This window comes from Actinoalloteichus sp. AHMU CJ021 (genome assembly GCF_002895405.1).
Lineage (GTDB): Bacteria > Actinomycetota > Actinomycetes > Mycobacteriales > Pseudonocardiaceae > Actinoalloteichus_B > Actinoalloteichus_B caeruleus.
The window spans coordinates 1335884-1359468 of the sequence record NZ_CP025990.1 but is presented as its reverse complement, the minus strand read 5'-3'; the positions used below and the strand labels follow the sequence as shown (position 1 = coordinate 1359468).

At 72.9% G+C, this 23585-nt stretch carries 22 protein-coding genes; 12 read left to right on the top strand and 10 right to left on the bottom strand.

Translation table 11 applies throughout. The features are described from left to right. Both C1701_RS05465 and C1701_RS05460 read left to right on the top strand, forming a co-directional pair. On the top strand, positions 1 to 579 hold the full coding sequence (locus tag C1701_RS05465) for a hypothetical protein (protein ID WP_103055639.1): 579 nt from the start codon (positions 1 to 3) through the stop codon (positions 577 to 579). Beyond that, positions 573 to 1550: an ROK family protein gene (locus tag C1701_RS05460; protein WP_103055638.1), complete on the top strand. Its 978-nt coding sequence runs from the start codon at positions 573 to 575 to the stop codon at positions 1548 to 1550. Before C1701_RS05465 ends, C1701_RS05460 begins: the two co-directional genes overlap by 7 nt. A gap of 244 nt (positions 1551 to 1794) precedes the next feature. Here C1701_RS05460 and C1701_RS05455 read toward each other — a convergent pair whose 3' ends face one another. Together C1701_RS05455 and C1701_RS05450 are read right to left on the bottom strand one after the other, a co-directional pair. Further along, a complete protein-coding gene (locus C1701_RS05455) occupies positions 1795 to 2307 on the bottom strand; it encodes a hypothetical protein (RefSeq protein WP_026418238.1) in 513 nt (170 codons plus the stop codon). Continuing rightward, on the bottom strand, positions 2304 to 3074 hold the full coding sequence (locus C1701_RS05450; RefSeq protein ID WP_026418239.1) for an alpha/beta hydrolase: 771 nt from the start codon (positions 3072 to 3074) through the stop codon (positions 2304 to 2306). The genes C1701_RS05455 and C1701_RS05450 overlap by 4 nt, the downstream gene beginning before the upstream one ends. A 177-nt stretch (positions 3075 to 3251) precedes the next feature. On the opposite strand from C1701_RS05450, the gene C1701_RS05445 reads away from it, so the two are divergent. From C1701_RS05445 to C1701_RS05415, 6 genes are all read left to right on the top strand, one after another. Then, positions 3252 to 4001: a lysophospholipid acyltransferase family protein gene (locus C1701_RS05445; protein ID WP_026418240.1), complete on the top strand. Its 750-nt coding sequence runs from the start codon at positions 3252 to 3254 to the stop codon at positions 3999 to 4001. A gap of 140 nt (positions 4002 to 4141) precedes the next feature. After that, entirely contained in the window at positions 4142 to 4657 is a 516-nt protein-coding gene (locus C1701_RS05440; protein WP_026418241.1) for a polyadenylate-specific 3'-exoribonuclease AS, read from the top strand. A gap of 328 nt (positions 4658 to 4985) precedes the next feature. Beyond that, the gene (locus C1701_RS05435) at positions 4986 to 6011 is read left to right on the top strand and encodes a 6-phosphofructokinase (RefSeq protein ID WP_026418242.1); all 1026 of its coding nucleotides are present in this window, start codon (positions 4986 to 4988) and stop codon (positions 6009 to 6011) included. A gap of 192 nt (positions 6012 to 6203) precedes the next feature. After that, positions 6204 to 7580 (top strand): class II 3-deoxy-7-phosphoheptulonate synthase, encoded by a 1377-nt coding sequence (locus tag C1701_RS05430; RefSeq protein ID WP_026418243.1) that lies wholly within the window; start codon positions 6204 to 6206, stop codon positions 7578 to 7580. A gap of 203 nt (positions 7581 to 7783) precedes the next feature. After that, a complete protein-coding gene (locus C1701_RS05425) occupies positions 7784 to 8854 on the top strand; it encodes a peptidoglycan recognition protein family protein (RefSeq protein WP_103055637.1) in 1071 nt (356 codons plus the stop codon). A gap of 332 nt (positions 8855 to 9186) precedes the next feature. Then, complete coding sequence (locus tag C1701_RS05415) at positions 9187 to 10143, top strand: glycerophosphodiester phosphodiesterase (protein ID WP_051313790.1); 957 nt, start codon at positions 9187 to 9189, stop codon at positions 10141 to 10143. Between the two features lie 58 nt (positions 10144 to 10201). Here C1701_RS05415 and C1701_RS05410 read toward each other — a convergent pair whose 3' ends face one another. Then, positions 10202 to 11086, bottom strand: coding sequence for an SDR family oxidoreductase (locus C1701_RS05410; RefSeq protein ID WP_051313832.1), 885 nt, complete (start codon positions 11084 to 11086; stop codon positions 10202 to 10204). A 133-nt stretch (positions 11087 to 11219) separates the two neighbouring features. After that, positions 11220 to 11702: a hypothetical protein gene (locus tag C1701_RS05405; protein ID WP_103055635.1), complete on the bottom strand. Its 483-nt coding sequence runs from the start codon at positions 11700 to 11702 to the stop codon at positions 11220 to 11222. Between the two features lie 343 nt (positions 11703 to 12045). Between C1701_RS05405 and C1701_RS05400 the strand changes: the two genes are divergently transcribed. Together C1701_RS05400 and C1701_RS05395 are read left to right on the top strand one after the other, a co-directional pair. After that, the gene (locus tag C1701_RS05400) at positions 12046 to 13149 is read left to right on the top strand and encodes an Rv2629 family ribosome hibernation factor (protein ID WP_103055634.1); all 1104 of its coding nucleotides are present in this window, start codon (positions 12046 to 12048) and stop codon (positions 13147 to 13149) included. Positions 13150 to 13209: 60 nt separating this feature from the next. Further along, positions 13210 to 13404 carry a hypothetical protein gene (locus C1701_RS05395; protein ID WP_035272859.1) on the top strand — a complete coding sequence of 65 codons (195 nt, stop codon included), beginning with the start codon at positions 13210 to 13212 and terminating at the stop codon, positions 13402 to 13404. 156 nt (positions 13405 to 13560) lie between these two features. Here the strand turns inward: C1701_RS05395 and C1701_RS05390 are convergent, their stop codons facing one another. From C1701_RS05390 to C1701_RS05380, 3 genes are all read right to left on the bottom strand, one after another. Continuing rightward, positions 13561 to 15075, bottom strand: coding sequence for an SPFH domain-containing protein (locus C1701_RS05390; protein ID WP_026418248.1), 1515 nt, complete (start codon positions 15073 to 15075; stop codon positions 13561 to 13563). A gap of 118 nt (positions 15076 to 15193) precedes the next feature. Further along, the gene (locus tag C1701_RS05385) at positions 15194 to 15400 is read right to left on the bottom strand and encodes a hypothetical protein (RefSeq protein WP_026418249.1); all 207 of its coding nucleotides are present in this window, start codon (positions 15398 to 15400) and stop codon (positions 15194 to 15196) included. Between the two features lie 92 nt (positions 15401 to 15492). Next, a complete protein-coding gene (locus tag C1701_RS05380) occupies positions 15493 to 17613 on the bottom strand; it encodes a Stk1 family PASTA domain-containing Ser/Thr kinase (protein ID WP_337662158.1) in 2121 nt (706 codons plus the stop codon). Positions 17614 to 17688: 75 nt separating this feature from the next. On the opposite strand from C1701_RS05380, the gene C1701_RS05375 reads away from it, so the two are divergent. Then, a complete protein-coding gene (locus tag C1701_RS05375) occupies positions 17689 to 18054 on the top strand; it encodes an Rv2175c family DNA-binding protein (RefSeq protein WP_026418251.1) in 366 nt (121 codons plus the stop codon). A gap of 56 nt (positions 18055 to 18110) precedes the next feature. On the opposite strand, the gene mptB is transcribed toward C1701_RS05375, so the two are convergent. The 3 genes from mptB to C1701_RS05360 all read right to left on the bottom strand — a co-directional run bounded on the left by mptB (position 18111) and on the right by C1701_RS05360 (position 22421). Next, a complete protein-coding gene (gene mptB / locus C1701_RS05370) occupies positions 18111 to 19727 on the bottom strand; it encodes a polyprenol phosphomannose-dependent alpha 1,6 mannosyltransferase MptB (RefSeq protein ID WP_026418252.1) in 1617 nt (538 codons plus the stop codon). Between the two features lie 150 nt (positions 19728 to 19877). Beyond that, positions 19878 to 21083: an FUSC family protein gene (locus C1701_RS05365; protein WP_337662157.1), complete on the bottom strand. Its 1206-nt coding sequence runs from the start codon at positions 21081 to 21083 to the stop codon at positions 19878 to 19880. A gap of 231 nt (positions 21084 to 21314) precedes the next feature. After that, positions 21315 to 22421, bottom strand: a complete 1107-nt coding sequence (locus C1701_RS05360) for a polyprenyl synthetase family protein (RefSeq protein WP_051313795.1) — start codon at positions 22419 to 22421, stop codon at positions 21315 to 21317. Between the two features lie 235 nt (positions 22422 to 22656). Between C1701_RS05360 and C1701_RS05355 the strand changes: the two genes are divergently transcribed. After that, positions 22657 to 23541 (top strand): methylenetetrahydrofolate reductase, encoded by an 885-nt coding sequence (locus C1701_RS05355; protein WP_026418254.1) that lies wholly within the window; start codon positions 22657 to 22659, stop codon positions 23539 to 23541. The last annotated feature ends 44 nt before the right edge of the window (positions 23542 to 23585 follow it).

The window sequence follows — 23585 nt, the reverse complement described above, 5'->3', positions numbered from 1 at the left end:
ATGAGTGACCCACGGCCGGACGACGGTCTTCCGGAGGCTGGCAGGCGGCTCCTCGACGAGCTCGGGCAGCTCCTCGACACCGTCCACCGGCGGGCGGAACCCTGGGCCGCCCAGCTGCGCGGGCGCGCGGAGGAGGGGGAGCGGCACGGCCCCTCCTGCGTGGGGTGCCCGGTCTGCGCCGTTTCCGGGCTGGTGCGCGGGGACCGCCCCGATCTCGGGGTGAAGGTGGCCGACCAGCTGCTCGGTCTGCTCGCGGTGGTGCGGAGCGCGCTGGACGAGACCAGCCCGGCCCCGGGCGCGACGGCCGGTGCCCGGGAGAACCGGACCGGGGACCGAACCGCCCAGGAACCGTCGACGGGCGGGCGGGACCGCGAGGACCCGCCAGCGGCACCGGACGGGCACGAGGACGTCCTGGACGTCGACCACGCCGACCCGGTGCCCGAGTCGGCGTCGACCAGTGGCGCCGTTCCGCGTCCCGACGAGGCGACGGCGGGCGACCCGGTCGCTCCCAGCCCCTCCCCGCCGGCGGACGCGCCACGCGTGCGCCCCATCGCCGTCCGCTGGGAGGACGGGTGCTGACCGTCGGTATCGACATCGGGGGTACCAGCATCCGCGCGGGCGTGGTCAACCCGACGGGCCGGGTGGTGGACCTCGCGACCACCCCGACTCCCCGGACCGAGGCGGAGCTGGACGCCGCGGTGGTCCGGGTGGTGCGCGAGCTGGGCGAACGGCACCCCGTCTCCGCCGTGGGACTCGCCGTGGCCGGGTTCATCAGCGAGGACCGCCGCCTCGTGCGCTTCTCCCCGCACCTCCCGTGGCAGGGGGCGGCGGTGGGGGACCGGCTGTCCGTCGCCCTGGGGACCCCCGTCGTGTTGGAGCACGACGTCAACGCGGCGGCACTGGCCGAGTACCGCTTCGGCTCGGCCCGGGACCGAGGGGTCGTCGCGATGGTCGCGGTCGGCACGGGTATCGGGGCCGCGCTGCTGGTCGACGGGCGGCTCTACCGGGGAGCGCACGGCGTCGCCCCCGAGCTCGGGCACCTCTCCCTGGTGCCGGGTGGGCGCCCCTGCCCGTGCGGCAAGACCGGGTGCTGGGAGCGCTACTGCAGCGGTACCGCACTCGTGGACACCGTCGTCGAGCTGGCCACCGACCGGTCGTGGCCCGGTTCCGGTCTCGCGGCCGAACTCGCGGCCGGGCGGGAACTGACCGGCGAGGGGGTGGCCGAGGCCGCCGTCGCCGGTGACCCGTTGGGGGCGGCCGGGCTCGACGAGTTCGCCGGGTGGCTCGGACGAGGCCTCGCCCTGGTGTCGGACGTCCTCGACCCGGAACTGATCGTCCTCGGCGGGGGTGTCGCCGCGTCGTCCGAGCTGTACCTGGCCTCGGCGGTCGACCACTACACCCGCGCGGCGACCGGGACCGGGCACCGCCCGCTGGCCAGCGTCGGGGTGAGCGCCCTGGGTGGTCGGGGAGGCATCGTGGGAGCGGCCGAGCTGGCCCGTGACGACCTGGTGGGGCGGGAGAGCACCCTCAGGGCGACTCCGACCCGGTGAGCCGGGCGGGTCCGGGCGTGGTCCCCGTGCGCACCTCCGCCGGGCAGCCGCACCCGGCCGGACCGGAACGTGCCGGGTGCCACCGTCGTCCCGGCCGGAGGCGCGCCCCTGGAGGGCCCGGTTCGGCAGGTCGGTCAGCGCGGCACGGGAGGCGTGAGCCGAGGGCGCCCGATGATCTCGGCATGCGGCCTACCGACGACCGGCTCCGTGGTCGACCGGCTCCGTGGTCGTGGAGCCCGGAGCCTCAGAGCCGGGCCCCGTCGTCCCAGCCCGAGTCCGGGGGCGGTCCCTGCCGCAGTTTGAGCAGGAGCAGCCCGACCGCTCCGCTGATCACCAGCAGCCCGAGGGGCAGCGCCACATCCCGGCTCAGACCGAGCAGCGAGGGGAAGATCAGCAGCAACAGGCCCAGGCCCATCAGGGCGAGCGCCCCCACCGTGCTCCGCTTCGGGCGGGGCAGCGGCGGCGGTTCGGGGGGCTCGAAGTGCCCCTCGTCCTCCTCCGCCGCCTGGCGAGCGGCCCGTTCCCGTTCCTCCTCGGCGAGCGCTGCCGCGGCGGACTCCTCCCGGTCCTCCCGGTCGCGGCGTTCGCGTTCCCGCTCCTCCTCGTCCGAGGTGGCGTCCCGGCGGCGCTGGCGGCCGTCCTCCTCCCCTGGCCAGGGTGGGCTGCCACCGGTGTCCCGGCGCAGCCCCTCGATGATCTCGGCGAACGCCGCGTCGATGTCCTCCGGGTTGTCCGCCCCACCCGGGCTTCGGGTCATGGCCGGTCTCCTGCCTGAGCTGCGTGCACCCGCCGCACGAAGTCGACACTCCGGTTGAAGATGATGTCCGCGTCGTAGTCGAGGGTGGCCACGTGGCCGCTGTCGGTCAGCACGACGTCGGTGACGTCGGTGCTCCGCACCGAGTCAAGCACGATTCGCGAGTTGACCGGTTCGACGACCTCGTCGACCACTGAGTGGAACAGTAGGACGGGTTGCCGAACTCTGCCGAGGTCCGCGCGGACGAGCCGCCACAGCTCGGCGAGGGTGGCCACCGACCGCAGCGGCAGGCGGTCGTAGCCCACCTCGCGCACCCCCGGTTTGGCGATGCCGCCCGCGATACCCCGGGTCGTGGGCATGACGTGGGCCAACCAGGGGGTGAGGGCCGCGAGCCGGCGCCGGGTCATCACCGACGGGTTGACCAGCATGAGCCCCGCGATGTCGGACTGGCGGAGCTCCGCCAGCCGCAGGGCCAGCGTGCCGCCCATCGACAGGCCGGCCACGAACACGGTGCGGCAGCGATCCCGCAACTCGTCCAGGGACCGTTCGACGCACTCGTACCAGTCCTGCCAGCGCGTCCTGGCGACCTCCCGCCAGTGGGTGCCGTGACCGGGCAACCGGGGGCAGCGCACCGAGTAGTCCTCCGCCGCCAACCGTTCGCCCCAGGGGCGGAGGCTGTGCGGGGAACCGGTCAGGCCGTGGCACAGCAGGACACCGACGTCGGCCGAGCCGTCGTGTTCGAACGGTTCGGCGCCGGGCAGCACGGGCACTGCGGCCTCCTCCGGGAGATCGGTCACGGGCGCACCCGGCACATCGTCGCACGCGGGACGGGCCACTGGCGGGGGGTGCGTCGCGGCCCGACTGGCTACGCTGGTGCTTGCTCCGGCCGCCGGTTCCCGGTCGCCGAGGGGGTTCCGGGTTCGTAGCTGAGGGAGGCGCAAGCCACAGTGATGTACTGGCTGATGAAGAATATCTTCATGGGCCCGCTGATGCGGTTGTTCTTCTGGCCGCGCATCGAGGGCGCGGAGAACATCCCCCGCACCGGCGGCGCCATCCTGGCCGGCAACCACGTCGCGGTGGCCGACTCCTTCTTCATGCCCCTCCGGGTACCGAGACGGGTCACCTTCCTCGCCAAGCGGGAGTACTTCACGGGGAAGGGCGTCAAGGGGTGGCTGAAGAAGGTGTTCTTCACCGGAGTCGGCCAGGTGCCCGTCGACCGTTCCGGTGGTTCGGCCGCGCAGGCGGCCCTGGACACCGCGGTGCGCCTGCTCAACGAGGGGAAGTTGCTCGGGGTCTACCCGGAGGGCACCCGGTCACCCGACGGGCGCCTGTACAAGGGCAAGACCGGTGTGGCCAGGATGGCGTTGGAGGCGAAGGTCCCGGTCATCCCGGTCGTGGTCTTCGGCACCGACAAGGCCAACCCCATCGGCTCCAAGATGTGGCGGCCGCACCCGATCCGCATCAAGGTCGGGAAGCCCCTCGACTTCTCCCGGTACGACGGACTGGCGGGTGACCGGTTCGTCGAACGGGCCATCACCGACGAGATCATGTACGCGCTCATGGAGCTGTCGGGGCAGGAGTACGTGGACATCTACGCGACCAAGGCGAAGGAGGAGCTGGCCAGCGGCACGCTCCCGGTCCCGCCCCGCGTCCCCGCGACCGAGGTCGACAGGCTCCCCCAGTCGAAGGCGAGCTGACCAGCCCGCCGCTGGTGCGCGGGCGGACGTCCCCGGCCCCCTCCACGCCTCGGGGTGGACCCCGAACCCGGCGTTCGAGGGGGCCCGGGCGTCTCCGCCCCCTCGCCCCGATCGGGTAAGGGCCCGCCTAGGGTGGGCGGGTGCGGTACTTCTACGACTGCGAGTTCATCGAGGACGGGGTCACCATCGACCTGGTGTCGATCGGGGTGGTCGATGAGAACGGTCGTGAGTTCTACGCCGTCTCCACCGAGTTCGACCCAGGACGGGCCGGTACCTGGGTCCGGAACAACGTCCTGTCGAAGCTGCCGCCTCCCGCCAGCCCGGTGTGGCGCGACCGCTCCCGCATCCGGGCCGAGCTGCTGGAGTTCCTGACCGGCCCGGAGTCCGGGCCGGGTGAGGTGGAGCTGTGGGCCTGGTACGCGGCCTACGACCACGTCGTCCTCGCCCAGCTCTGGGGTGCGATGCCGGCCCTGCCCCCTCAGCTCCCCCGTTTCACGAGGGACCTGCGGCAGCGGTGGGAGGACGTCGGCCGTCCCCGGCTGCCCGCACCCCCGGACGACGCGCACGACGCCCTCGCCGACGCCCGGCACAACCGGGAGCGGTGGCGGGTCATCGACGAGCGGTGGCGTTCGTTCGTGGGCCGCCGCGCGAGCTGACCGAGCCCCGGCCCACCCCTGACGGTCCGAAACCGACCAGGCACCGCCCGACACCGCCGTCCCCGCCCTGGGAGGCGGGCGTCCCGGCTCGCCGCCCGGGAGCGGGCGGTGTCCCCGTTGCGGCCCCGGTGGGCCCCGAGGACGTCGGCGGGGACCGGGAAGATCCCCAAGCCCCGTTGCTGCACCGATCCAGCGCATGGCAGTCTCTCTCCCGTAGTGATGTCAGCCACGCGGTAGCAGCGTGGCCGCACAGCTTCCGGCGACGGGCGTTCGAGCAGGAGACCGGGCGGGCCCGTCGCCGGGTCTTCAAGGGAGGCGAGTCGAGCAAATGCGCATCGGGGTGCTCACCGGAGGCGGCGACTGTCCGGGCCTGAACGCGGTCATCCGGGCCGTCGTCCGCAAGGGCGTCGAGGTCCACGGGCACGACTTCGTGGGCTTCCGCAACGGGTGGAAGGGTCCGATCGAGGGGCTGACCAAACCGCTCGGGCTGGACGAGGTCGAGGACATCCTCACGAGGGGCGGCACCATCCTCGGGTCGTCCAGGACCAACCCCTACAAGGTCGACGGCGGCGTCGAGGCGATCAAGCGCACCCTGGCCGAGGAGGGGGTGGACGCGTTGATCGCCATCGGGGGCGAGGACACCCTCGGGGTCGCCAAGAAGCTCACCGACGACGGTGTGGGCGTGGTCGGCGTGCCGAAGACGATCGACAACGACCTGAACGCCACGGATTACACCTTCGGTTTCGACACCGCCGTGCACATCGCGACCGAGGCGATCGACCGGCTCCGCACCACGGCCGAGTCCCACCACCGGGCGCTCGTCGTCGAGGTGATGGGCCGGCACGCCGGGTGGATCGCCCTGCACTCGGGGCTCGCCGGCGGGGCCAACGTCATCCTGGTGCCGGAGAAGCCGTTCAACGTCGACCAGGTCGTGGGCTGGGTCGAGCGCCGCTTCGAGCGGGAGTACGCGCCCATCATCGTGGTCGCCGAGGGCGCGATGCCCGAGGGCGGCGCCGAGGTGCTCCAGACCGGCGAGAAGGACGCCTTCGGGCACGTCCGGCTCGGCGGCGTCGGTACCTGGTTGGCCGACGAGATCGCGGCCAGGACCGGTAAGGAGTCCCGGGCGGTCGTGCTGGGCCACGTCCAGCGCGGCGGCACCCCGACGGCCTACGACCGGGTGCTCGCCACCCGGTTCGGCCTCCAGGCGGTGGACGCCGCCACCGACGGCGAGTTCGGCGTGATGGTCGCGCTGCGCGGGACCGACATCGTCAGGGTGAAGCTGTCCGAGGCGACCGAGAGCCTGAAGACGGTGCCCTCGGAGCGCTACGCCGAGGCCGAGGTGTTCTTCGGCTGATCCTGAAGGGCAACTAGCCCTTTCGGGTGGTATCGCCGAGCACGGGTGGGAGAGGCGACGTGGTCGTCCGGCTTCCGCCCGTGCTCGTGGTGCCTCCCGGGCCGGTTGGGCGTGGCCGGGCTCACCGACCGTTCCCCCCACCGCCGTCTCGGTCCGGACGGGCCACCGTCGGTAGCCGCTAAGCTGGCTGCCGTGAATTGGACCGTTGACGTGCCGGTGGAGACCCTGCCCGAGCTCCCGCCGCTGTCGGCCGAGCTGCGCGACCAGCTGGACGCCGCGTTGGCCAGGCCGGCCGCCCAGCAGCCGGAGTGGCCGGATCCCGAGGCCGTCCGCCAGGTGCGGGCGGTGCTGGAGAGTGTGCCGCCCATCACGGTTGCCGCCGAGGTCGACCTGTTGCACCAGCGCCTGGCCGAGGTGGCCAGGGGCGAGGCGTTCCTGCTCCAGGGCGGCGACTGCGCCGAGACCTTCGCGGACAACACCGAACCACACATCAAGGCCAACATCCGCACCCTGCTGCAGATGGCCGTCGTCCTCACCTACGGCGCGAGCCTGCCGGTCGTGAAGGTCGGCCGCATCGCCGGCCAGTACGCCAAGCCCAGGTCCTCGCCGACCGACGCGTTGGGCCTGCCCTCCTACCGGGGTGACATCGTCAACTCGCTCCGGGCCACGCCCGAGGCCCGGGTACCCGACCCGTCCAGGATGATCCGCGCCTACGCCAACGCCGGGGCGACGATGAACCTGGTCCGCGCCCTCACCTCCGCCGGAATGGGTGACCTGCACCGGGTGCACGACTGGAACAAGGACTTCGTGCTGAACTCCCCGGCCGGCGAGCGCTACGAGGCGCTGGCCGGCGAGATCGACCGGGGACTCCGGTTCATGTCCGCCTGCGGCGTCCGGGACACCAACCTGCACACGGTGGAGGTGTTCTCCAGCCACGAGGCGCTCCTGCTGGACTACGAGCGGGCGTTGCTCCGGCTGGACAACGGCAAGCTCTACGACCTGTCCTCCCACTTCCTCTGGATCGGTGAGCGCACCCGGCAGCTCGACGGCGCGCACATCGCCCTGGCCGAGCTGCTGGCGAACCCGATCGGCCTCAAGATCGGGCCGTCCACCACGCCGGAGATGGCGGTCGAGTACGTGGAGCGGCTCGACCCGGAGAACCAGCCCGGCCGGCTCACCCTGATCAGCAGGATGGGCAGCACGAAGGTGCGGGAGGTGCTGCCCGCGATCGTGGAGAAGGTCACCGCCACCGGTCACCAGGTGATCTGGCAGTGCGACCCGATGCACGGCAACACCGTCGAGTCCGTGACCGGGTACAAGACCCGGCACTTCGATCGGGTGGTCGACGAGGTGCAGGGCTTCTTCGAGGTGCACCGGGCGCTGGGCACCTACCCCGGGGGCGTCCACATCGAGCTGACCGGCGAGGACGTGACGGAATGCCTGGGCGGTGCCCAGGACATCTCCGACTCCGACCTGGCGGGCCGGTACGAGACGGCGTGCGACCCGCGCCTGAACACCCAGCAGTCACTGGAACTCGCGTTCCTGATCGCCGAGATGCTGCGCGCCTGATCCCGTGCCCTGGCGCCGGCGGTGCGGACGCCGGCGCGGCACCGCGAGGGGTGGGACGTCGGTCCGACACGGACCGACGTCCCATCCCTCTTTCGTGTCTAAGCCCGTCGTGGCGCGTTTGCGGGAGCCCGCCGCTCGTCGTTGACTCTGATACCCGGGGTTCGGGACTGCTCGCCCGGACGAACGCCGTCCTGAGGAGAGTCATGGCCACACGACGTGATCTGCTGACCGGTGTGCTGCTCGGAGCGGGCGCGATGGCGCTGGGGGTACCGCGTGCCCTGGGCGCCACCGGTGGGGACGCGGCCCCACCACCCACGGCCCTGGCCGGGGTGGGTGACGGGCAGCGGGTGCCCCTCACCGAGGGCACGAGCCGGGTGGGCCTGCTCTTCGACGGGCCGCTGACCGGCACGGACGCCGGGGCCGTTCGCCCGCTCCCCTCGGGGGACTGGCGCCAGCTGGCCGTGGTGGAGGACGGGCGGGACGAGCTGCCACCCCGCACCTCGACGCTGGTGGCGGTGCCCCCGACGACCCGGTCGGTGGAGGTGCGGTTGCCCGCCGGTCACCACGCCGCGACGGTGCTGGCCTTCGAGGGCGGCGTCGAGGGGCGCGACGATCCGGTCGAGGACCTGACGCTGTCCGGGGAGGCGGGCCCGAGCCTGGGCGTGGTCAGCCGTGCCGGGTGGGGAGCGGACGAGAGCCTGCGGTTCGGCGCCGGCGGGGAGGAACTGTGGCAGCAGGAGTTCACCCGCCCGCAGGTGCTCACCGTGCACCACACCGCCATCGCGCCCTCCGCCGACCACGCCGCCGACATCCGGCACGTCTACCGGCTGCACGCCGTCAGCAACGGGTGGGGCGACATCGGCTACCACCTGTTGATCGACCCGAAGGGCCGGATCTACGAGGGACGGGTGTCCGGTACCGACGGCTTCCCCGTCTTCGACCGGGACCCCCAGCTCGGCGCGCCCCTGGCGGTGACGGCGGGCCACGTCGCCAGCTACAACAGGGGCAACGTCGGGGTCTGCCTGGTCGGGGACTTCTCCGCCTCGGCTCCCGCGCGCGACGCCGTCGACAGCCTCGTGCGGGTGCTCGCCGCCCTGTGCTCTTGGTGCTCGTTGGATCCGCTGGGCACCACGAACTGGACGGACCCGGTGACCGGCGCGGTGCGCGGGATGCCGGTGATCTCGGGTCACCGTGACTGGAAGGTGACGCAGTGCCCGGGAGATGCCTTCCTCCCGAGCTTCGACGAGTTGCGCCGCCTGGTCGCCGAGGCCTGAGACCGCCGCGCGGGAGCTCCCGCCCGGCGCGCCCTTCCGCCCGCCGAGTCCCCGCCGGCGAGTCCTGGACCGGCGTGCCCGATCCCGCCGACGGGCACGGCCAGACCCGACCACGCCCGAACGGCGCCGAGTTCGGTCCCCCGGCCGGGGGCCGGGTCCCCGTCGGGACCAGCCGGCCGGGTGCCGTCCGTGGGAGGGCGCACCCACCCGGCTCGGCGAGCATCCACTGGAGGTGGGAGGCGATGGTCAACTGCCGGTAGGGTCGCGATCACTTTCCGGTTACCCCGGACGGTGACCATCCACCGAGACCACCGCACTCCTGGAGGGATCGCATGGCGTACTGGCTGTCCGAAGGCGACGACACCCGGCGGGACCGGGACTCCGCCGCGCCACGCCGCTCGACGGCGGGCCGTGGCGGGTTGGTCGCGGTCGCCGCGCTGGTCGGCGCGGCACTGCTCGCCCCCACCTCGGCCGCGGCGGCCGACCCGGCCCACCTCCCCGGCGGGACCGTGCCCGGCACGGCTGGCCCGGAGGTCGTCGCGCACCGGGGAGCGTCCGGGACGGCACCGGAGAACACCCTGGCCGCGATCCGCGCGGCCGACGAGATCGGCGCCGACCACGTGGAGATCGACGTCCAGCGCACCGCCGACGGGGAGATCGTGCTCATGCACGACTGCACGCTCGACCGCACCACCGACGCGGCGGACGTCTTCCCGGACCGCGACTCCTACGCCGTCGCCGACCTCACCCTGGCCGAGCTGTCCAGGCTCGACGCCGGCTCGTGGTTCGGGCCCGAGTTCGCGGGGGAGCCGGTGCCCACACTGCGGGAGGCCGTCCGCGAACTGGACCCGGGCACCGGCCTGCTGCTGGAGGTCAAGGTCTGCGAGGGAGTGGAGGGGCTGGGCGCGGACATCGCCCGCGAGCTGCGGTCGATGCCCGACTACCTGTGGAGTGCGGTGCGCGGGGACACCCTGGTCGTGCAGTCCTTCGACCACGAGCAGATGCGGGCCTTCCACCAGCGGCTCGGTGTCGTCCCGGTGGGGCTGCTCTTCGGCTCGCGTCCCAGCGAGGCCGAGCTGGTCGCGGCCAGCAGGTGGGCCGAGCAGGCCAACCCCCGCTTCCGGGACACCGATCCCGCATTGGTCGACCGGGTCCACGAACTGGGTATGGCGATCAACGTGTGGACCGTCAACGACGAGGCGGACATGCGCACCGCCGTCTCCCACGGGGTCGACGGCGTGATCACCGACCACCCCGAGGTGCTGCTCGAGGTGCTGGGCCGGAACTGACCCCTGACACCACACCGGCTGGCGGCCGCTGGCCGCCAGCCGGTGCCCGGGGAGCCCGTCAGCTCGGCATGATCTCCCCACCGAGCGGCGCCAGGACCTCCCCCGTGTAGAACGAGGACAGCGCGGGGGCGGCGAAGAACACGTAGGACGGCGCGATCTCGTCAGGCTGCGCGGGTCGCCCCATCGGCACCTGCCCCCCGAAGGATCCCGTGCGCTCCGAACCGAGCGTGGCCGGGATCAGCGGCGTCCACACCGGGCCGGGCGCCACGCAGTTCACCCGGATGCCCCGGTCGACCAAGGACTGGGCCATCGACCGGGTCCAGGCGTGGATGGCCCCCTTGGTGGCGGCGTAGTCGATGAGCGTCGCGTTCCCCCGCAGCCCGTTGACCGACCCGGTGTTGATGATCGCGCTGCCCTCACGCAGGTGCGGTAGCGCCGCCTTCGTGACGTGGAAGTAGCTGTGCATGTTCGTGGCGAAGGTGCGCAGCCACGCCTCGTCCGAGATCTCCTCCAGGGAGTCCACCGGCTCCTGCTCGGCCACGTTGTTCACGAGCAGGTCGAGGCCACCCAGGTGCTGGACCGTCTGCTCGACGGTCTCCCGGCAGTGCGCCGGGTCGGCCAGATCCCCGGGGAACAGCACGCAGCGGCGTCCCTCGTCGGCGACGAGCTGGCGGGTCACCTCGGCGTCCTCGTGTTCCGAGAGGTAGGCCACCGCCACGTCGGCGCCCTCCTTGGCGAAGGCCACGGCGGTCGCCCGGCCGATCCCCGAGTCGCCGCCGGTGATCAGCGCCTTGCGCCCGGCGAGCAGGCCTCGTCCCACGTAGTCGGCCATGCGGTCCCTCGGCCCGGGCTCCATCGCCTCCGAGCTGCCGGGGAAGTCCTGTTCCTGCTCTGGCTGTCCGAGTCGGCTCACCTGCCACTCCCTCCCGGTCCTCACCCGCATCGCGCGCCACACCCGTCCGGGGGCGCCCGCCACGCCGGGGGACACTCGCGATGCGTTCCTCCACTTGTCCTTTCCTCGTACCCAGCGCGCCCACACCCACACCAGGGGCCCCGGGGACGGGGCGCGCCTGGCCCTACTCCTCGGGCTCGACCCGGATGGCGCCCTCCTCGGTGGCGTCCGTCCGCTGCGCGGTCCGTCCGGTGACGTCCTCGGCGGCGAACCCGTTGTCGTCGACGACGTCCCCCTGGAGCACCACGCCTTCCCGCTGGGCGGGTTCGTCCGGGAACTCGTCGTCAGGGGGGAGCTCGTCCACCTCCTCCGCCGGTGTCTCCGCGCGGCCGCGGTCGGGCGCGTCGACCGGTCCGACGTCCGGCACCTCCTCGTTGAGCCGGGCGTCCAACCCCTCCCCGGCCCGCTGCTCACTCGGCGTCGTGCCGAAGCGGTTCGCCTCCGACCAGTCCTCCGGCGGTTCCACGCCCTCCTCCAGCGGGTCGACGTCGAGGTCGTCCTCGTCGAGTTGCTCGCTGACGCTCAGCGGCTCGTCGTTGTCCGGGCCCGGTTGGTGGACGTCGGGGATCTCCTGCCACGGCTCCTCCGAAGCGCTGGCGCTCATCATGTCTCCCTCTCGTGGTTCGTCAGGTCCGCCGGGCGCGACGAGTGGTGTCCTCCCGTCCAGCCGCGTCGGCCCGTTCGCCAGCGGGGTACCCAGCGGGCGGAACTGGCACGCTCCGCGACGGCTGGCCGGGCTCGGCACCGCCGTTCGGTCGGTTCTCCCCTGCTCAGGGCCCTCCCCTCGGGGCGGGGTGTCCCGGTGGCGCGGCAACCGGGCGTGTGAGTGGCGGCCGGACGGGGTAGGCGTCGGGAAAGGGGTGTGGGTCGGACCGGCGCGGTGTCGCACCGCGAACGGACCACCCCACTCGGCAGGACGAACGGACGCCCGCGCCGAGGAGGTTGTGAACATGGAGACAGGCCTGGTTCGCGAGTTGGCACAGGCCGAGGGGCCGGTCGCGTCGGTGTACCTGGACGTCACCAGGAGCACCGAGAACGCACGTCAGGAGATCGAACTGCGGTGGCGGGAGGCCCGGGAGGAGCTGGAGGACCAACTGGCCGACAGGCCCACGATCGACGCGTTGGAGGAGGCGCTGCGCACCGCCCAGCCGGCGGTCGGCGCCGCGGGCAGGGTGCTCGTGGCGGCGGACGGCGAGGTGCTGCTGGACGAGGAGGTCAGTGAGCCGCCGGCGTTGCCCTACGCGCGGTGGTCCCCGCTGCCCCAGGTGCTGCCCGTGCTCGCCGACTCCGCCCCCGGGGCCCCGCTCGTGGTGGCGGTGGTCGACCGGATCGGCGCGGACCTGCGGCTCTACGAGCGCAACGCGACGCTGCGGGCGGAGCACACGGTGGAGGGCGAGACCCATCCCGTGCACAAGGTGCGGGGCCTGGGGTGGTCGCACCACCGGGCCCAACAGCGGGTCGAGGACACCGCCGCCCGCAACGCCGGTGAGATCGCCGAGGAGATCGACCGCCTCGTGCGCCGGAGCGGCGCCGGGCTGGTCCTCGTCGCCGGCGAGGTGCGGGCCAGGAACGAGGTCCTCGCCGCGCTGCCCCCCAACAGCCAACAGCGCGCCGTCAGCACCGAGGTCGGCGGCCGAGCGGAGGGTACGGACACCGAGGCCCTGGAGGACGAGATCCGCGCACTGCTGCGGGAAAGGGTCGCCCAGGACACCCGGGACGCCCTGGAGGAGTTCCGCGCCGAGCTGGGCCGGGGGAGCGGCCGGGCGCTGTCCGGGCTCCGTCCCGTGCTCACCGCGTTGCGCGAGGGCCGGATGGACACGGTCCTGCTCCGGTCCACCGGGCTGGAGCAGCGGGTGTACGTGGGCCCCGAGCACAGCCAGGTCGCGGTGGACCGGGAGGAGCTCGGTCTGCCGGAGGAGGAGGTCACCACCGAACGCGCCGACGCGGCGGTGGTCGCGGCGGCGGCGTTGACCGGCGCCCACGTGCACCTGTTCGACGAGGACGAGACGGTACCGACGGAGGTGGGAGGACTGCTTCGCTACGCGGCGCGGTGAACGACCAGCGCCCGTCTCGCTCACCGACGTGGTGAGCGACCCCGACAAGGAGGACCACTGATGCAACGGGGCAGTGACCGGCACGGACCGAAGCGGGACGAGGAGTTGAAGGCGGAGACCAGGAGCATGATGCAGGCGAACCGCCCGACGAGGGCCGAGGAGGCACTGGAGGCGGAGCCGCCCGCCGACGACGACCCCGATGCCCTGACCGAGGTGCAGCGGACCGAGCGTCCCCGGCGGGACACGTCGGAGTGAGGACCGTCGACAACGGCGACGGGCGCCCCCGGGAGGTTCCGGGGGCGCCCGCGTGTGCTGCCCAGGTGGGACCGGCCGCGCCGGCCGACCCGGGAGGCCGACCCGCCGCTCGGGCCGGTGGCTGGGGCCACCGCCGGTGCGGGACGACCGGTGTGCTCAGGAGTCGGTGTGCCGAACCGGGCTCCGGTCCACCGGGATGTTCTGCACCGAACCGCCCGCCGTCGCGCCGTCGGAACCGACAACGGGGGTCTCGGCCTTGCCGTCCTCGTCCTGCATGGCGCGCATCAGCGTGCGGGCGAGCCCGAGACCGGTGCCGCCCAGCGACAGCGCCTTCCCGAACATGTCGCCGACGCCCTCGGCGCCGTTGAGCACCACCATGTGGTCCACGTTGCCGAAGGCGGTCGCCCCGGCCTGGACGATCTCCGGCCAGTTCTCCGCGAGCTGCTGCGCGACCACGGCTTCCTGGTTCTCCGCCAGGGCGGCGGCGCGTGCCTTGATCGCCTCGGCCTCCGCGAGCCCCTTGGCCTGCGCGGCCTCGGCGTCCGCGAGGCCCTTGGCGCGGGCGGCGGCCGCCTCCGCCTCACCGGTCGCCTTCGTCGCGGCGGCCTCCGCCTCACCCCGGGCCCTGGTCGCCTCGGCCTGCGCGGCGGCGGCGGTCTTCACCCTGGTGGCGTCCGCCGCGGCGCGGAGTTCGGTCTCCTTCGCCTCGGCCTGGGCCCGCGCGATCCGCGCGTCCCGCTCGGCGTCGGCGATCGTCCTGGTCTCGTAGGCCTTGGCGTCGGCCGGCTTGCTGATCTCGGAGAGCAACCGCTGCTCGGAGAGGTTCGCCTCCAGCTCGGCCGCCCGGGTCTCCTGGACGACGACCTCCTGGCGGGCGGTGGCCTCGGCCAGCGGGCCGGACTGCCCCGACTTCGCCCTCGCCTGGTCGACCTCCGCCTGGTACCCAGCCTGCTGGATCTGGCTTTCCCGCACGGCGGCGGCCTTGCGGGCCTGGGCGGCCTGCTCCGCCTCGGTGGCCTCCTGGTCCCGCTGCGCCTCGGCGATCCTCGCGGACGCCGCGACGGCCGCGGCGTGCGGCTTGCCCAGGTTCAGGATGTAGCCCGACTCGTCGTCGATCTCCTGGATCTGGAGGGAGTCGACCACGAGGCCGAGCTTGCTCATCTCGTCCGCGGAGGACTGGCGGACGGCTCCGGTGAGCGCGTCGCGGTTGTGGATCAGGTCCTCGATGGTGAGGCCGCCGCAGATGGAACGCAGGTGACCGGCGAACAGCTCGTGGATGGTGTTGTTCATCCCGCTCTGCTGGTCCAGGAACCGCCGCGCCGCGTTGGCGATCGAGACGAAGTCGTCACCCACCTTGTAGATGACGACCGCGCGCACGGTCACCGGGAGCCCCTGCTGGGTCACGCAGGACACCTGGAGGTTGGCGCCGTGGGTGTCCAGTGACAACCGGCGCGCGGTCTGGAAACCGGGGATGACCAGGGTCCCCTTGCCCGTGATGATCTTGAATCCCATGCTGTCCGGGCGCGACTTGGTGTTCCCCCCGGTCCCGAGGCCAGAGATGATCAGCGCCTCGTTCGGCTCCGCCACCTTCCACAGCACCCGGAACAGCACGAACAGCAGCAGCAGACCGATGACGACCGCGGCCACCGAATACAGGACCTGTTCCTGCACGACTGGCTCACCCCCATGTCTCGAACGACGATTCCCTGCCAAGCGGAGCACGGCGTGGATGAGACGTGGAGGCGCGGCGATCGGTTGCCGACATCGTGGGGTGGCCGGCAGGTCACCCTCAGCCGATCGACTGCCAGGGTTCCACGTACACGTTGCGTGGTGGCTGGAAGTCGACCACGAGGACCTGGTTCCCCGGCTCGATCACCGCGTCTGGCCGCGCGGGGTAGGCGTAGAAGGCCTCCACGCCACCCCGGACGTGGATCATGACCTCACCGACCAGTCCGGGACCGATCCTGCCCGTCACCCGACCACGGTTACCGATCATGCGCTCCCTGCCTCGAAACGCCGTGTGCTCTCGGTGAGCATACGGGGTGTACCTCCTGTCAACTGCCGTTTTCCACACCGATCCGGTCTCGATCAGAAGATCGGGAAGTTGTTCAGCGTGACGGTCGACCCGGGCTCGACCCACGCCCCACCGGGCGGGGACTGCCCGAAGACCCGGCCCCGTTCCTCGCCGAACCACGAGTCGACCTCCACCGCGAAGTCGGCGTCCTCCAGGTCCCGCCGTGCCTCGTCGACACGGCGCCCGGTCACGTCCGGTACCTGGACGGCGTTGGAGACCACCACCTCGACCCGGTTGTCCTCGCCCAACAGCATCTCGGTGCCCGGGTCCGGACTGGTGCGGATGACGCGCCCGGCCTCCACGCCCTCGGCGAACTCCTCCCGCACGTCCGGTTCGAAACCGGCCGAGGTGAGGGTGTCCACGGCTTCGTCCCTGGTCTGGCCGGTGACGTCGGGGACGGGCACCGGCGGGGGACCCTTGCTCAGCACGACCCGGACCTCGCCGCCGATCGCCATCTCGGTGCCCGCCTCGGGATCGAGGCCGAGGACATCCCCGGCGGCGATCTCCTCGCTGAACTGGTCGAGGCCCTCGTCCCTCACCGGTGTCAGCCGGGCGTCCTCCACCAGCTCGTTGGCCTCGTCGAGGGAGATCCCCACCGCCACCTCGGGAACCACCGGCAGCCCCTTGGACACCAGCACCCGCACCCGGCTGCCGCGCAACGCCTCGGCGCCGCCCTCCGGACCGGTGTCGAAGACCTGGCCCAACTCCACCGAGTCGTGGAACTGGTGGTCGAGACTGGGCACGAGATCGGCTTCCTCCAGGGCAGCGACCGCGTCGGCGTGGGACATCCCTCGCAGGTCGGGAACGCTGGTCCACCGCCCGCTCCCGAACCACCACGCCGCGACGCCGATGACGAGCGCCAGGACCGTGACGATCGCCATCCAGATCACGAAGGACCGCCGGGACCGGCGGCGCTGGGTCGAGTACGGGTCCTGGACCGGGCCGCGGCGCTGACCGCCGGGGGGAGTCGGTGGGGCGGTGGGGTGGCCGGCGTGCTCCGCGCCGTGCGGACGGCCGTACTGGCCGCTCGCGTACTCGTCCCGGCTCAGCGCCCGGGTCCCCTGGGGGCCGATCGGACCGCCGCCAGCCGGCCCGGGATGCGGCGGGGGAGGCGGGCCGGGCTGGGTGTGCTGACCGGCGGGAGGGGTGACGGGGATGCGTTCCGTGGGCGGGCCGTCGGGTGAGGGGGGCGCGCCACCGTCCGAGGAGGGGGTCGCCGTCGAGATCGTCGGCGGGGGCGTCCACACGGCGGTGGGCACGGGCACGGGTACCCGCCGCACGCCCAGCGCGTCCCGCACCCGGAGCAGCTCGTCCCGGAACGCCGTCGCGTCCGCCGGTCGGCGGGCGGGATCCCGGCTGGTGGCCCGCAGGACCAGCTCGTCGAGCGCGGGCGGGATCCCGGGCACGGCCTCGCTCGGAGGTGGAACGTCGCTGTTGACGTGCCGGTAGGCCACCGACAGCGGACTGTCGCCGGTGTAGGGGGGCCGCCCCGTCAGCATCTCGTAGAGCACGATGCCCGCCGAGTAGACATCCCCCCGGGAGTCGGTGACCCCGGTCTCCACCTGTTCCGGCGAGAGGTAGGCGACGGTGCCGAGGATGGTGCTGTCGCTGGTGAGCTTCGCGTCCGACACGGCTCGCACCAGACCGAAGTCCGCGACCTTCACCGCGTCGTTCGGTCCGATGAGGATGTTCTCCGGCTTGACGTCCCGGTGCACCATCCCGGCCCCGTGGGCCGCTCCCAACGCGCTCAGCACGGGTTCCAGGACGCTCAACGCGAGGGGGACCGGGAGCTCCCCGTCCTGGCGGAGGAGTTCCCGCAGGGTGCCACCGTCGACCAGTTCCATCACGAGGAACACGTGGTCCTCGGTGGGGCTGTGGTCCACCCCCTGGTCGTGCACCGAGACGATGGCGGGGTGGTGCAGCCGCGCGGCCGCCCGCGCCTCCCGCACGAAGCGTTCGACGAAGGTCCGGTCCGCCGAGAAGCGGTGGTCCATGACCTTGATCGCCACCGGCCGCTCCAGCCGGGTGTCCACACCGCGGTAGACCACGGACATGCCACCGCGGGCCAGCACGCTCTCCACCCGGTAACGGCCCTCCAGGGTCGCCCCGGTGAGATCCACCCCCCGTTGGTTCACAACTCCCGATCGTACGGAGGGGACGGGAGCAACCAACGCAGGGCATCACGGTGGGGGTATGGCAGGGTTGCTCCCGTGAGTGAGTTCCCCACCGCCTCCGACGTTCTCGCGCCGGAGGTCGAAGCACTGCCGCTGCCCGACATCGCGGAGCGGCTGGGCGTACCGGTGACCCGGGTGCACCAGCTCCTGCGCGACGGTCACCTGCTCGCCCTGCGCCGAGACCGGATCGCCGTGGTACCCGCCGCCCTCGTCGACGACCAGGGCGTGGTGAAGGGGCTGCCCGGCACTGTCACGGTGCTCCGGGACGGCGGCTACTCCTCGGAGGAGATCCTCCGCTGGTTGTTCACCGAGGACGACACCCTGCCCGGCACCCCGATCGAGGCGTTGCGCGGCAACCGGGGCCGCGAGGTCAAGCGCCGGGCGCAGGCCATGGCGTTCTGACCGGTCCGCACCGCACCGGTGACCGGCCCCGCCACCCTGGCGGGGCTCCGGTCCGGTCAGGGGGTCCTGGGCATCGCGTCCGGCCGCTTCGTCGACAGCCGCAGGGGGTCGGGCCGTACCAGCGACACCGCGGCCAACACCGACACCGCCAGCGCTCCCAGCAGGTAGAGCCACGAGTACAGCGCGGTGTCACCGTCGGGGAAGGTCACGAGCAGCAGCCACACCGAGGCGCAGACCATGGCGACCATCCCCGCCCCGGTCCACGCCAGGCCCGCCGCCAGCACGAGTGGCCAGCTGAAGTACCACGGCAGGGTCGCCGGGGACAGCACCGCGACCGCCAGCATCGTCAGGGCCGCCCGGCGGATGGCCTCCGACCCGCCGACCCGCGCCTTCCACCACTGCCACACGACGACCGCCAACAGGGTCACCATGCCCACCGTCCGGGTGACGGCCAGGAACGGTCCCAGCGGCACCGAGACGAACCACCCCGTCACCAGGTGGGCGAGCTGCGCCACCGCCGTGGGGATCGACAACCAGTTCACGATGATCGACGAGGTCTGGAGCGCGCTGATCCAGCCCAGGTCCACCCCGGCGACCAGGGTGCAGACCGTGAACGTCGCGATCGAGGCGCTCGCGCCGGCCAGGGCGGTCTTGACGAAGTTGACCCGCAACGACCCCGACAGCCGCTGGGCCCAGACCCAGACGAGGAAGGGCAGCGCCATCGCCGCGGTGGCCTTGACCGCGGCCGCCAGCGTCACCACCACGATCCCGGTCAGGTGGCGCCGGTCGAGTACCAGCAGCACACCCGCCGCCAGGAGACCCACCATCAACAGGTCGTTGTGGGGTCCACCGACCAGGTGCACCAGCATGAGCGGGTTGGCCGCCACGATCCACAGCGCCACGGCGGTCCGCCCACCGAGGTGGCGGGACAACCCCGGGACCGCCCAACAGATCATGGCCAGGCCGACGATCATCGCGAGCCTCGTCGCGATGACACCCAGGATCAGGTTCCCGCCCGTGATGATGACGATGATCTTCGCGAGGAGGATGAACAGCGGACCGTAGGGCGCGGGCGTGTTCTGCCAGACCCAGCTGACGTTCTCCGCGAGTGGACCCGGCAGCGCGGAGGGGCCCTCCTGGTAGGGGTCGAGGCCGTGCGCGGCCAGGTTGCCCTGCGCCAGGTAGCTGTAGGCGTCGCGGCTGAACAGCGGTGGCGCGAAGACCAGCGGAAGTGTCCAGGCGATCACCGCCGCCAGGACACCGTGCGAGCCGACCCGTTCGATGCGGACCTCGCGGCCCAACCGGACCCAGGCCCACACCGCGAGGCCCAGGCCCACGTACAGGAGGGCGTTCGCCAGGTCCTGGCCGTGACCGAAGCGGACCCAGCTCCACCCGGAGTTGGCCAGCAGCGGGTCGTGGTGCAGCACGCCGGCCGCGCCGACGGCGCCGAGCGCCATCGCCACGGAGCCGAGCACTCCCAGGAGCACGATGCGCAGCGGCAGCAGCTTGCGGAAGGCGCGGAGCCGCCGACCCAGCGAACGCCGTTCGGGCCGGTCAGGGGAGTCACGCGTGGCCTCGGGATCCGGGCTCCGGCGCCGGAGTAGGGGAGGCTGGGCAGCCGCCGCGGAGGTGTCGGGCGCGGGGCTGGATCGGGGCAACGATGGCGTGGACATTTCGGCTTATGTTCCCACAGCGGGGTATCGCTCCGTTGCGCGATCTGACCGATATGTGATCGTTCCTGGTCGGCTCGCACGCACGCCCCCGAGGCAGGCCGCCGGGGCGCGGTGCCCGGGCGGTGCGGGCGCCGGCCTTCCGGGAAGGGCTCAGCCCCGGGTGACGAGCGGCGAACGGCCGGCCTCGTCCGGCCGTTCGCACTGGCAGTGCGGCTCCAGTTGGGTGATCATCCGGTCCACCGCGTGCAGCAGCGCTCCGGTGCCGGCCCACACCCGGGGCCGTGGCGGCTGGTCGTCGAGCCGCTCGGCCAGGGCGTGCGCGCGGTCCACCGCTCGCCGCACCGCGCACTCCTCGGTCCGGGTCCCGCAGGAGCCCCCGTCCGCGAGGTGGCGCACCGCCTCGGCGACACCCGCGACGGCGTCGCCCCACGGTTCCGCGAGCGCCGAACCGGGGCCCGGGTCCGCGTCCCGGTCCCCGACGGACGGGGCGATGTCCGCCAGCTCGCTCAGGGGGTACTCCAGGTGGCGGAGGGTGGACAGCACGGAGGTGAGGTCCGGTGGGACGGGCTCGGAGCGCCGTCGCCGACCGATCCTCGGCCGGGGGTTGAACCGGGTGCTCTCCCGTTGCCAGGAGACGGCCCGTTCGGCCCGGCGGATGCGGCGGTCCAGGCCGTCCACCCGGTGGCACCAGTCGTCCACCTGGCCGGACCGCCACCCGCCCTCGTGGAGGGTTCCGGCGAACTCCTCCAGGAGGTCGGCCATCGCGGAGGCGAGGGACTCGATGGCGGTCCTGGCGTCCCTGAGGTGGACGGGTGGGAGGATCAGTATGTTGATGAGCGCCCCCAGCGCGGCCCCGCCCGCCGTCTCCGCCAGCCGGATCCCCAACATCGTCGCGTCGGCGGCCATGCCGTAGGTGAAGACCAGGAGCGCGGTCGCCGCGACCCACTGGCCGTTCTCCCCGAACCCGCGCCAGCGGCCGAGCAGGACGCCGACGGCGACCATCACCGCGAGGGCCGCGAGTTCGGGGCCGACGAGCCGCACGACGACGAAGGCCAGGACCAGGCCGAGGCCCACGGCGGCCACCTGTTGGAGCGCGCCGGTCACCGAGCGGTAGACGGTGGCCGACACCATGAACATCGCGGCGTACGGGGCCAGGAACGACTGGGGGAGGTTCAGCCAGTGCTCGGCGATCACCCAGGCGAGGGTGGCGGCGAGCGCGGTCTTCGCCGCCTGGACGAGCACGTCCCGTTCCGGACCCGCCCCCCGGAGCGCGGCCCCCAGCCAGGTGGGCACCGCGCGGAGACGTCGCCGGATCCCGTACTGGCCCAGCCTGCTCGGCCGTCGGCCCGCGCCCATCGACTCCCTCCCCGTCGCGGTGTCCCCGGTGAGGGCGTCCCGGCGGCGGCCGGCCCGCCGACCACGGCAGGGGTGCCGCCGGCCGCAGCAGCCGTGCCGGGTGCTCCTCACGTGCGGCGACGACGGTAGGCACCTCCCCTCGGCGCCGCAACCGTGCGGGCGAGGACCAGCCGCGTGGCGTTCCCCACGGCACCCCCGGGTGCGGGCCGAGCGAGCGGGAGCGGGGGCCGGCTACTGGTCCCGTTTGGTCACCGACACCGCCAGTTCCGTCAGCCGACCCCTGGCCTCCTCGGTGACGGAGGTGTCCGTCAGCGCCCGCAGGGCGGAGTCGGTGTACTGGTCGATGCGGGCCTCCACCTCGTCGACCGCGCCGAGTTCGAGGAGGAGGGCGCGGGTCGCCGCGACCCGGTCCGCGTCCAGTTCGGGGTCGCCGATGACGCCCCGCAGTTCGGCCAGCGCGTCCGTCCGCCCCTGTTCCTCCGCCAGCCGGAGGCCGGCGGAGGCGAGCAGGGTCCGCTTGCCCTCGCGGAGGTCGTCCCCGGCTGGTTTGCCGGTCACCTCGGGGTCCCCGAAGACCCCGAGCAGGTCGTCCCGCAGCTGGAAGGCGATGCCGATGTCGGCTCCGAACCGCCGCAACCCGTCCACGACCGGCTGCTCCGCGCCCGCGATCGCCGCGCCGAGGTGCAACGGCCGCTCGACCGTGTAAGCGGCGCACTTGAGCCGGTTGACGTGCAGGGCCGTCTCCGCGTCCTCGTCGCCGCGCACCTGGCTGAGCATGTCCAGGTACTGGCCGGCCAGCATCTCGCTGCGCATCGCGTGCCACACCGGCAGCGATCGGGCCAGGGCCTCCGCCGACAGGCCCGATCCGAAGAACATGTCGTCGGCCCAGGCGAGGGCGACGTCCCCCAGCAGCACGGCGCTGGCCATCCCGAACCGCTCGGGAGCCCCTCGCCAGCCCTCCCGGCGGTGGTGGTCGGCGAAGGACACGTGCACGGTCGGCCGGCCGCGACGCAGGGGGGAGTCGTCCATCAGGTCGTCGTGCACCAGCGCGCAGCCCTGGATGAGTTCGAGGCTGCTCACCGCCCTCACCACGGCCTCGGTGCCCGGTGAGGTGAGGTCGCCGCCCGCCGCCCGCCAGCCCCACCAGGCGAAGGTGGGGCGGACCCGTTTCCCGCCTCCGAGCACCAGCCCGGACAGCGCGTCCACCGCCTGGGCGAACTCCGCGGACGCCAGCGCGACCGTGGCCCTCCTGTCGTGGAGGAACTCCTCCAGCGCGCCGTGGACGGCGGTGATCAGGTCTCGACCGGACTCGTCCCGTCCGTTTCTGAAGTGCTGCACCCGGTCATCCTCCGCGAGGGGCCACGACGGTGACGAACCTGGGGGGTGGACCCGGGCGGCGCGTTCACCGCGCGCGGTGGCGGTGGGGCAGGGGAGTCCACGTACTGGTACGCGAGGGCCGTTCCCTCGTTCCACCGATCAGGGCCTTCGTGGCCCGCCAACAGGGCGCTCCCACCATGCGGACGAGCGCGACGACGGGTACCACGCCTAGTCGTGAATCCGTAACCTGAGAGTCATGACGGCGGTGGTGGATCGGCTCCGTACGGACAGGCCGGTGTTCTCGGTGGAGTTTTTCCCCCCAAGGGATGATGCCAGCGAGCGGCAGCTGTGGCGCGCCGTCCGGGAGCTGGAGCCACTCGACCCGGCGTTCGTGTCCATCACCTACGGGGCGGGCGGGTCCAGCAGGGACCGGACCATCCGCACCACCGGCCGCATCGCGCAGGAGACGACGCTGGTCCCGATGGCGCACCTCACCGGCGTCAACCACTCGCTGGCCGAGTTGCGGAACGTGGTCGGCTGGTACGCGGCGGTGGGGGTGCACAACGTCCTCGCCGTCCGAGGTGACCCGCCCGGTGATCCCCTCGGCGAGTGGGTCGCGCACCCGGAGGGCATCACCTACGCCTCGGAGCTGGTGCGGCTGGTGCGTTCGCTCGGCCCCTTCTGCGTCGGCGTCGCCGCCTTCCCCTACGGGCACCCGAGGTCGGGTGACCTCGACACCGACACCGACCACCTCGTGGGCAAGATCAGGGCGGGCGCCGACTTCGCCATCGCCCAGTTGTTCTTCGAGGCCGACGACTTCCTCCGGCTCCGCGACCGGCTGGCCAGCCGGGGCTGCGACGCCCCGCTGCTGCCGGGTGTCATGCCCCTGACCACCGTCCGGACCCTGGACAAGACCGTGGAGCTGTCCGGTGCGGGAGTCCCGCCGTCCCTGGAACGCCGGTTGGCCCCCCACCGGGATGACCCGAAGGCGTTCCGCGCCGCCGGGATCGACGTGGTGACGGAGCTGTCCGAACGACTGCTGGCCGAGGGGGTGCGGGGTCTGCACTTCTACACCCTGAACAGGTCCACGGCCACCCGTGAGGTGATCGGCCGACTCGGACTGGCGCCCACCCGGGTCTGAGGCGACGTGCGCGCGGGCCGACGCGCGAACCCGAACGGCCCGGG

What these genes read in the sequence shown, in the direction of transcription:
- C1701_RS05465 (WP_103055639.1), top strand. Translation starts at nt 1, where the DNA reads ATGAGTGACCCACGGCCGGACGACGGTCTTCCGGAGGCTGGCAGGCGG.
- C1701_RS05455 (WP_026418238.1), bottom strand. Translation starts at nt 2,307, where the DNA reads ATGACCCGAAGCCCGGGTGGGGCGGACAACCCGGAGGACATCGACGCG.
- C1701_RS05435 (WP_026418242.1), top strand. Translation starts at nt 4,986, where the DNA reads ATGCGCATCGGGGTGCTCACCGGAGGCGGCGACTGTCCGGGCCTGAAC.
- C1701_RS05425 (WP_103055637.1), top strand. Translation starts at nt 7,784, where the DNA reads ATGGCCACACGACGTGATCTGCTGACCGGTGTGCTGCTCGGAGCGGGC.
- C1701_RS05415 (WP_051313790.1), top strand. Translation starts at nt 9,187, where the DNA reads ATGGCGTACTGGCTGTCCGAAGGCGACGACACCCGGCGGGACCGGGAC.
- C1701_RS05410 (WP_051313832.1), bottom strand. Translation starts at nt 11,086, where the DNA reads ATGCGGGTGAGGACCGGGAGGGAGTGGCAGGTGAGCCGACTCGGACAG.
- C1701_RS05405 (WP_103055635.1), bottom strand. Translation starts at nt 11,702, where the DNA reads ATGATGAGCGCCAGCGCTTCGGAGGAGCCGTGGCAGGAGATCCCCGAC.
- C1701_RS05400 (WP_103055634.1), top strand. Translation starts at nt 12,046, where the DNA reads ATGGAGACAGGCCTGGTTCGCGAGTTGGCACAGGCCGAGGGGCCGGTC.
- C1701_RS05395 (WP_035272859.1), top strand. Translation starts at nt 13,210, where the DNA reads ATGCAACGGGGCAGTGACCGGCACGGACCGAAGCGGGACGAGGAGTTG.
- C1701_RS05385 (WP_026418249.1), bottom strand. Translation starts at nt 15,400, where the DNA reads ATGATCGGTAACCGTGGTCGGGTGACGGGCAGGATCGGTCCCGGACTG.
- mptB (WP_026418252.1), bottom strand. Translation starts at nt 19,727, where the DNA reads ATGTCCACGCCATCGTTGCCCCGATCCAGCCCCGCGCCCGACACCTCC.
- C1701_RS05365 (WP_337662157.1), bottom strand. Translation starts at nt 21,083, where the DNA reads ATGGGCGCGGGCCGACGGCCGAGCAGGCTGGGCCAGTACGGGATCCGG.
- C1701_RS05355 (WP_026418254.1), top strand. Translation starts at nt 22,657, where the DNA reads ATGACGGCGGTGGTGGATCGGCTCCGTACGGACAGGCCGGTGTTCTCG.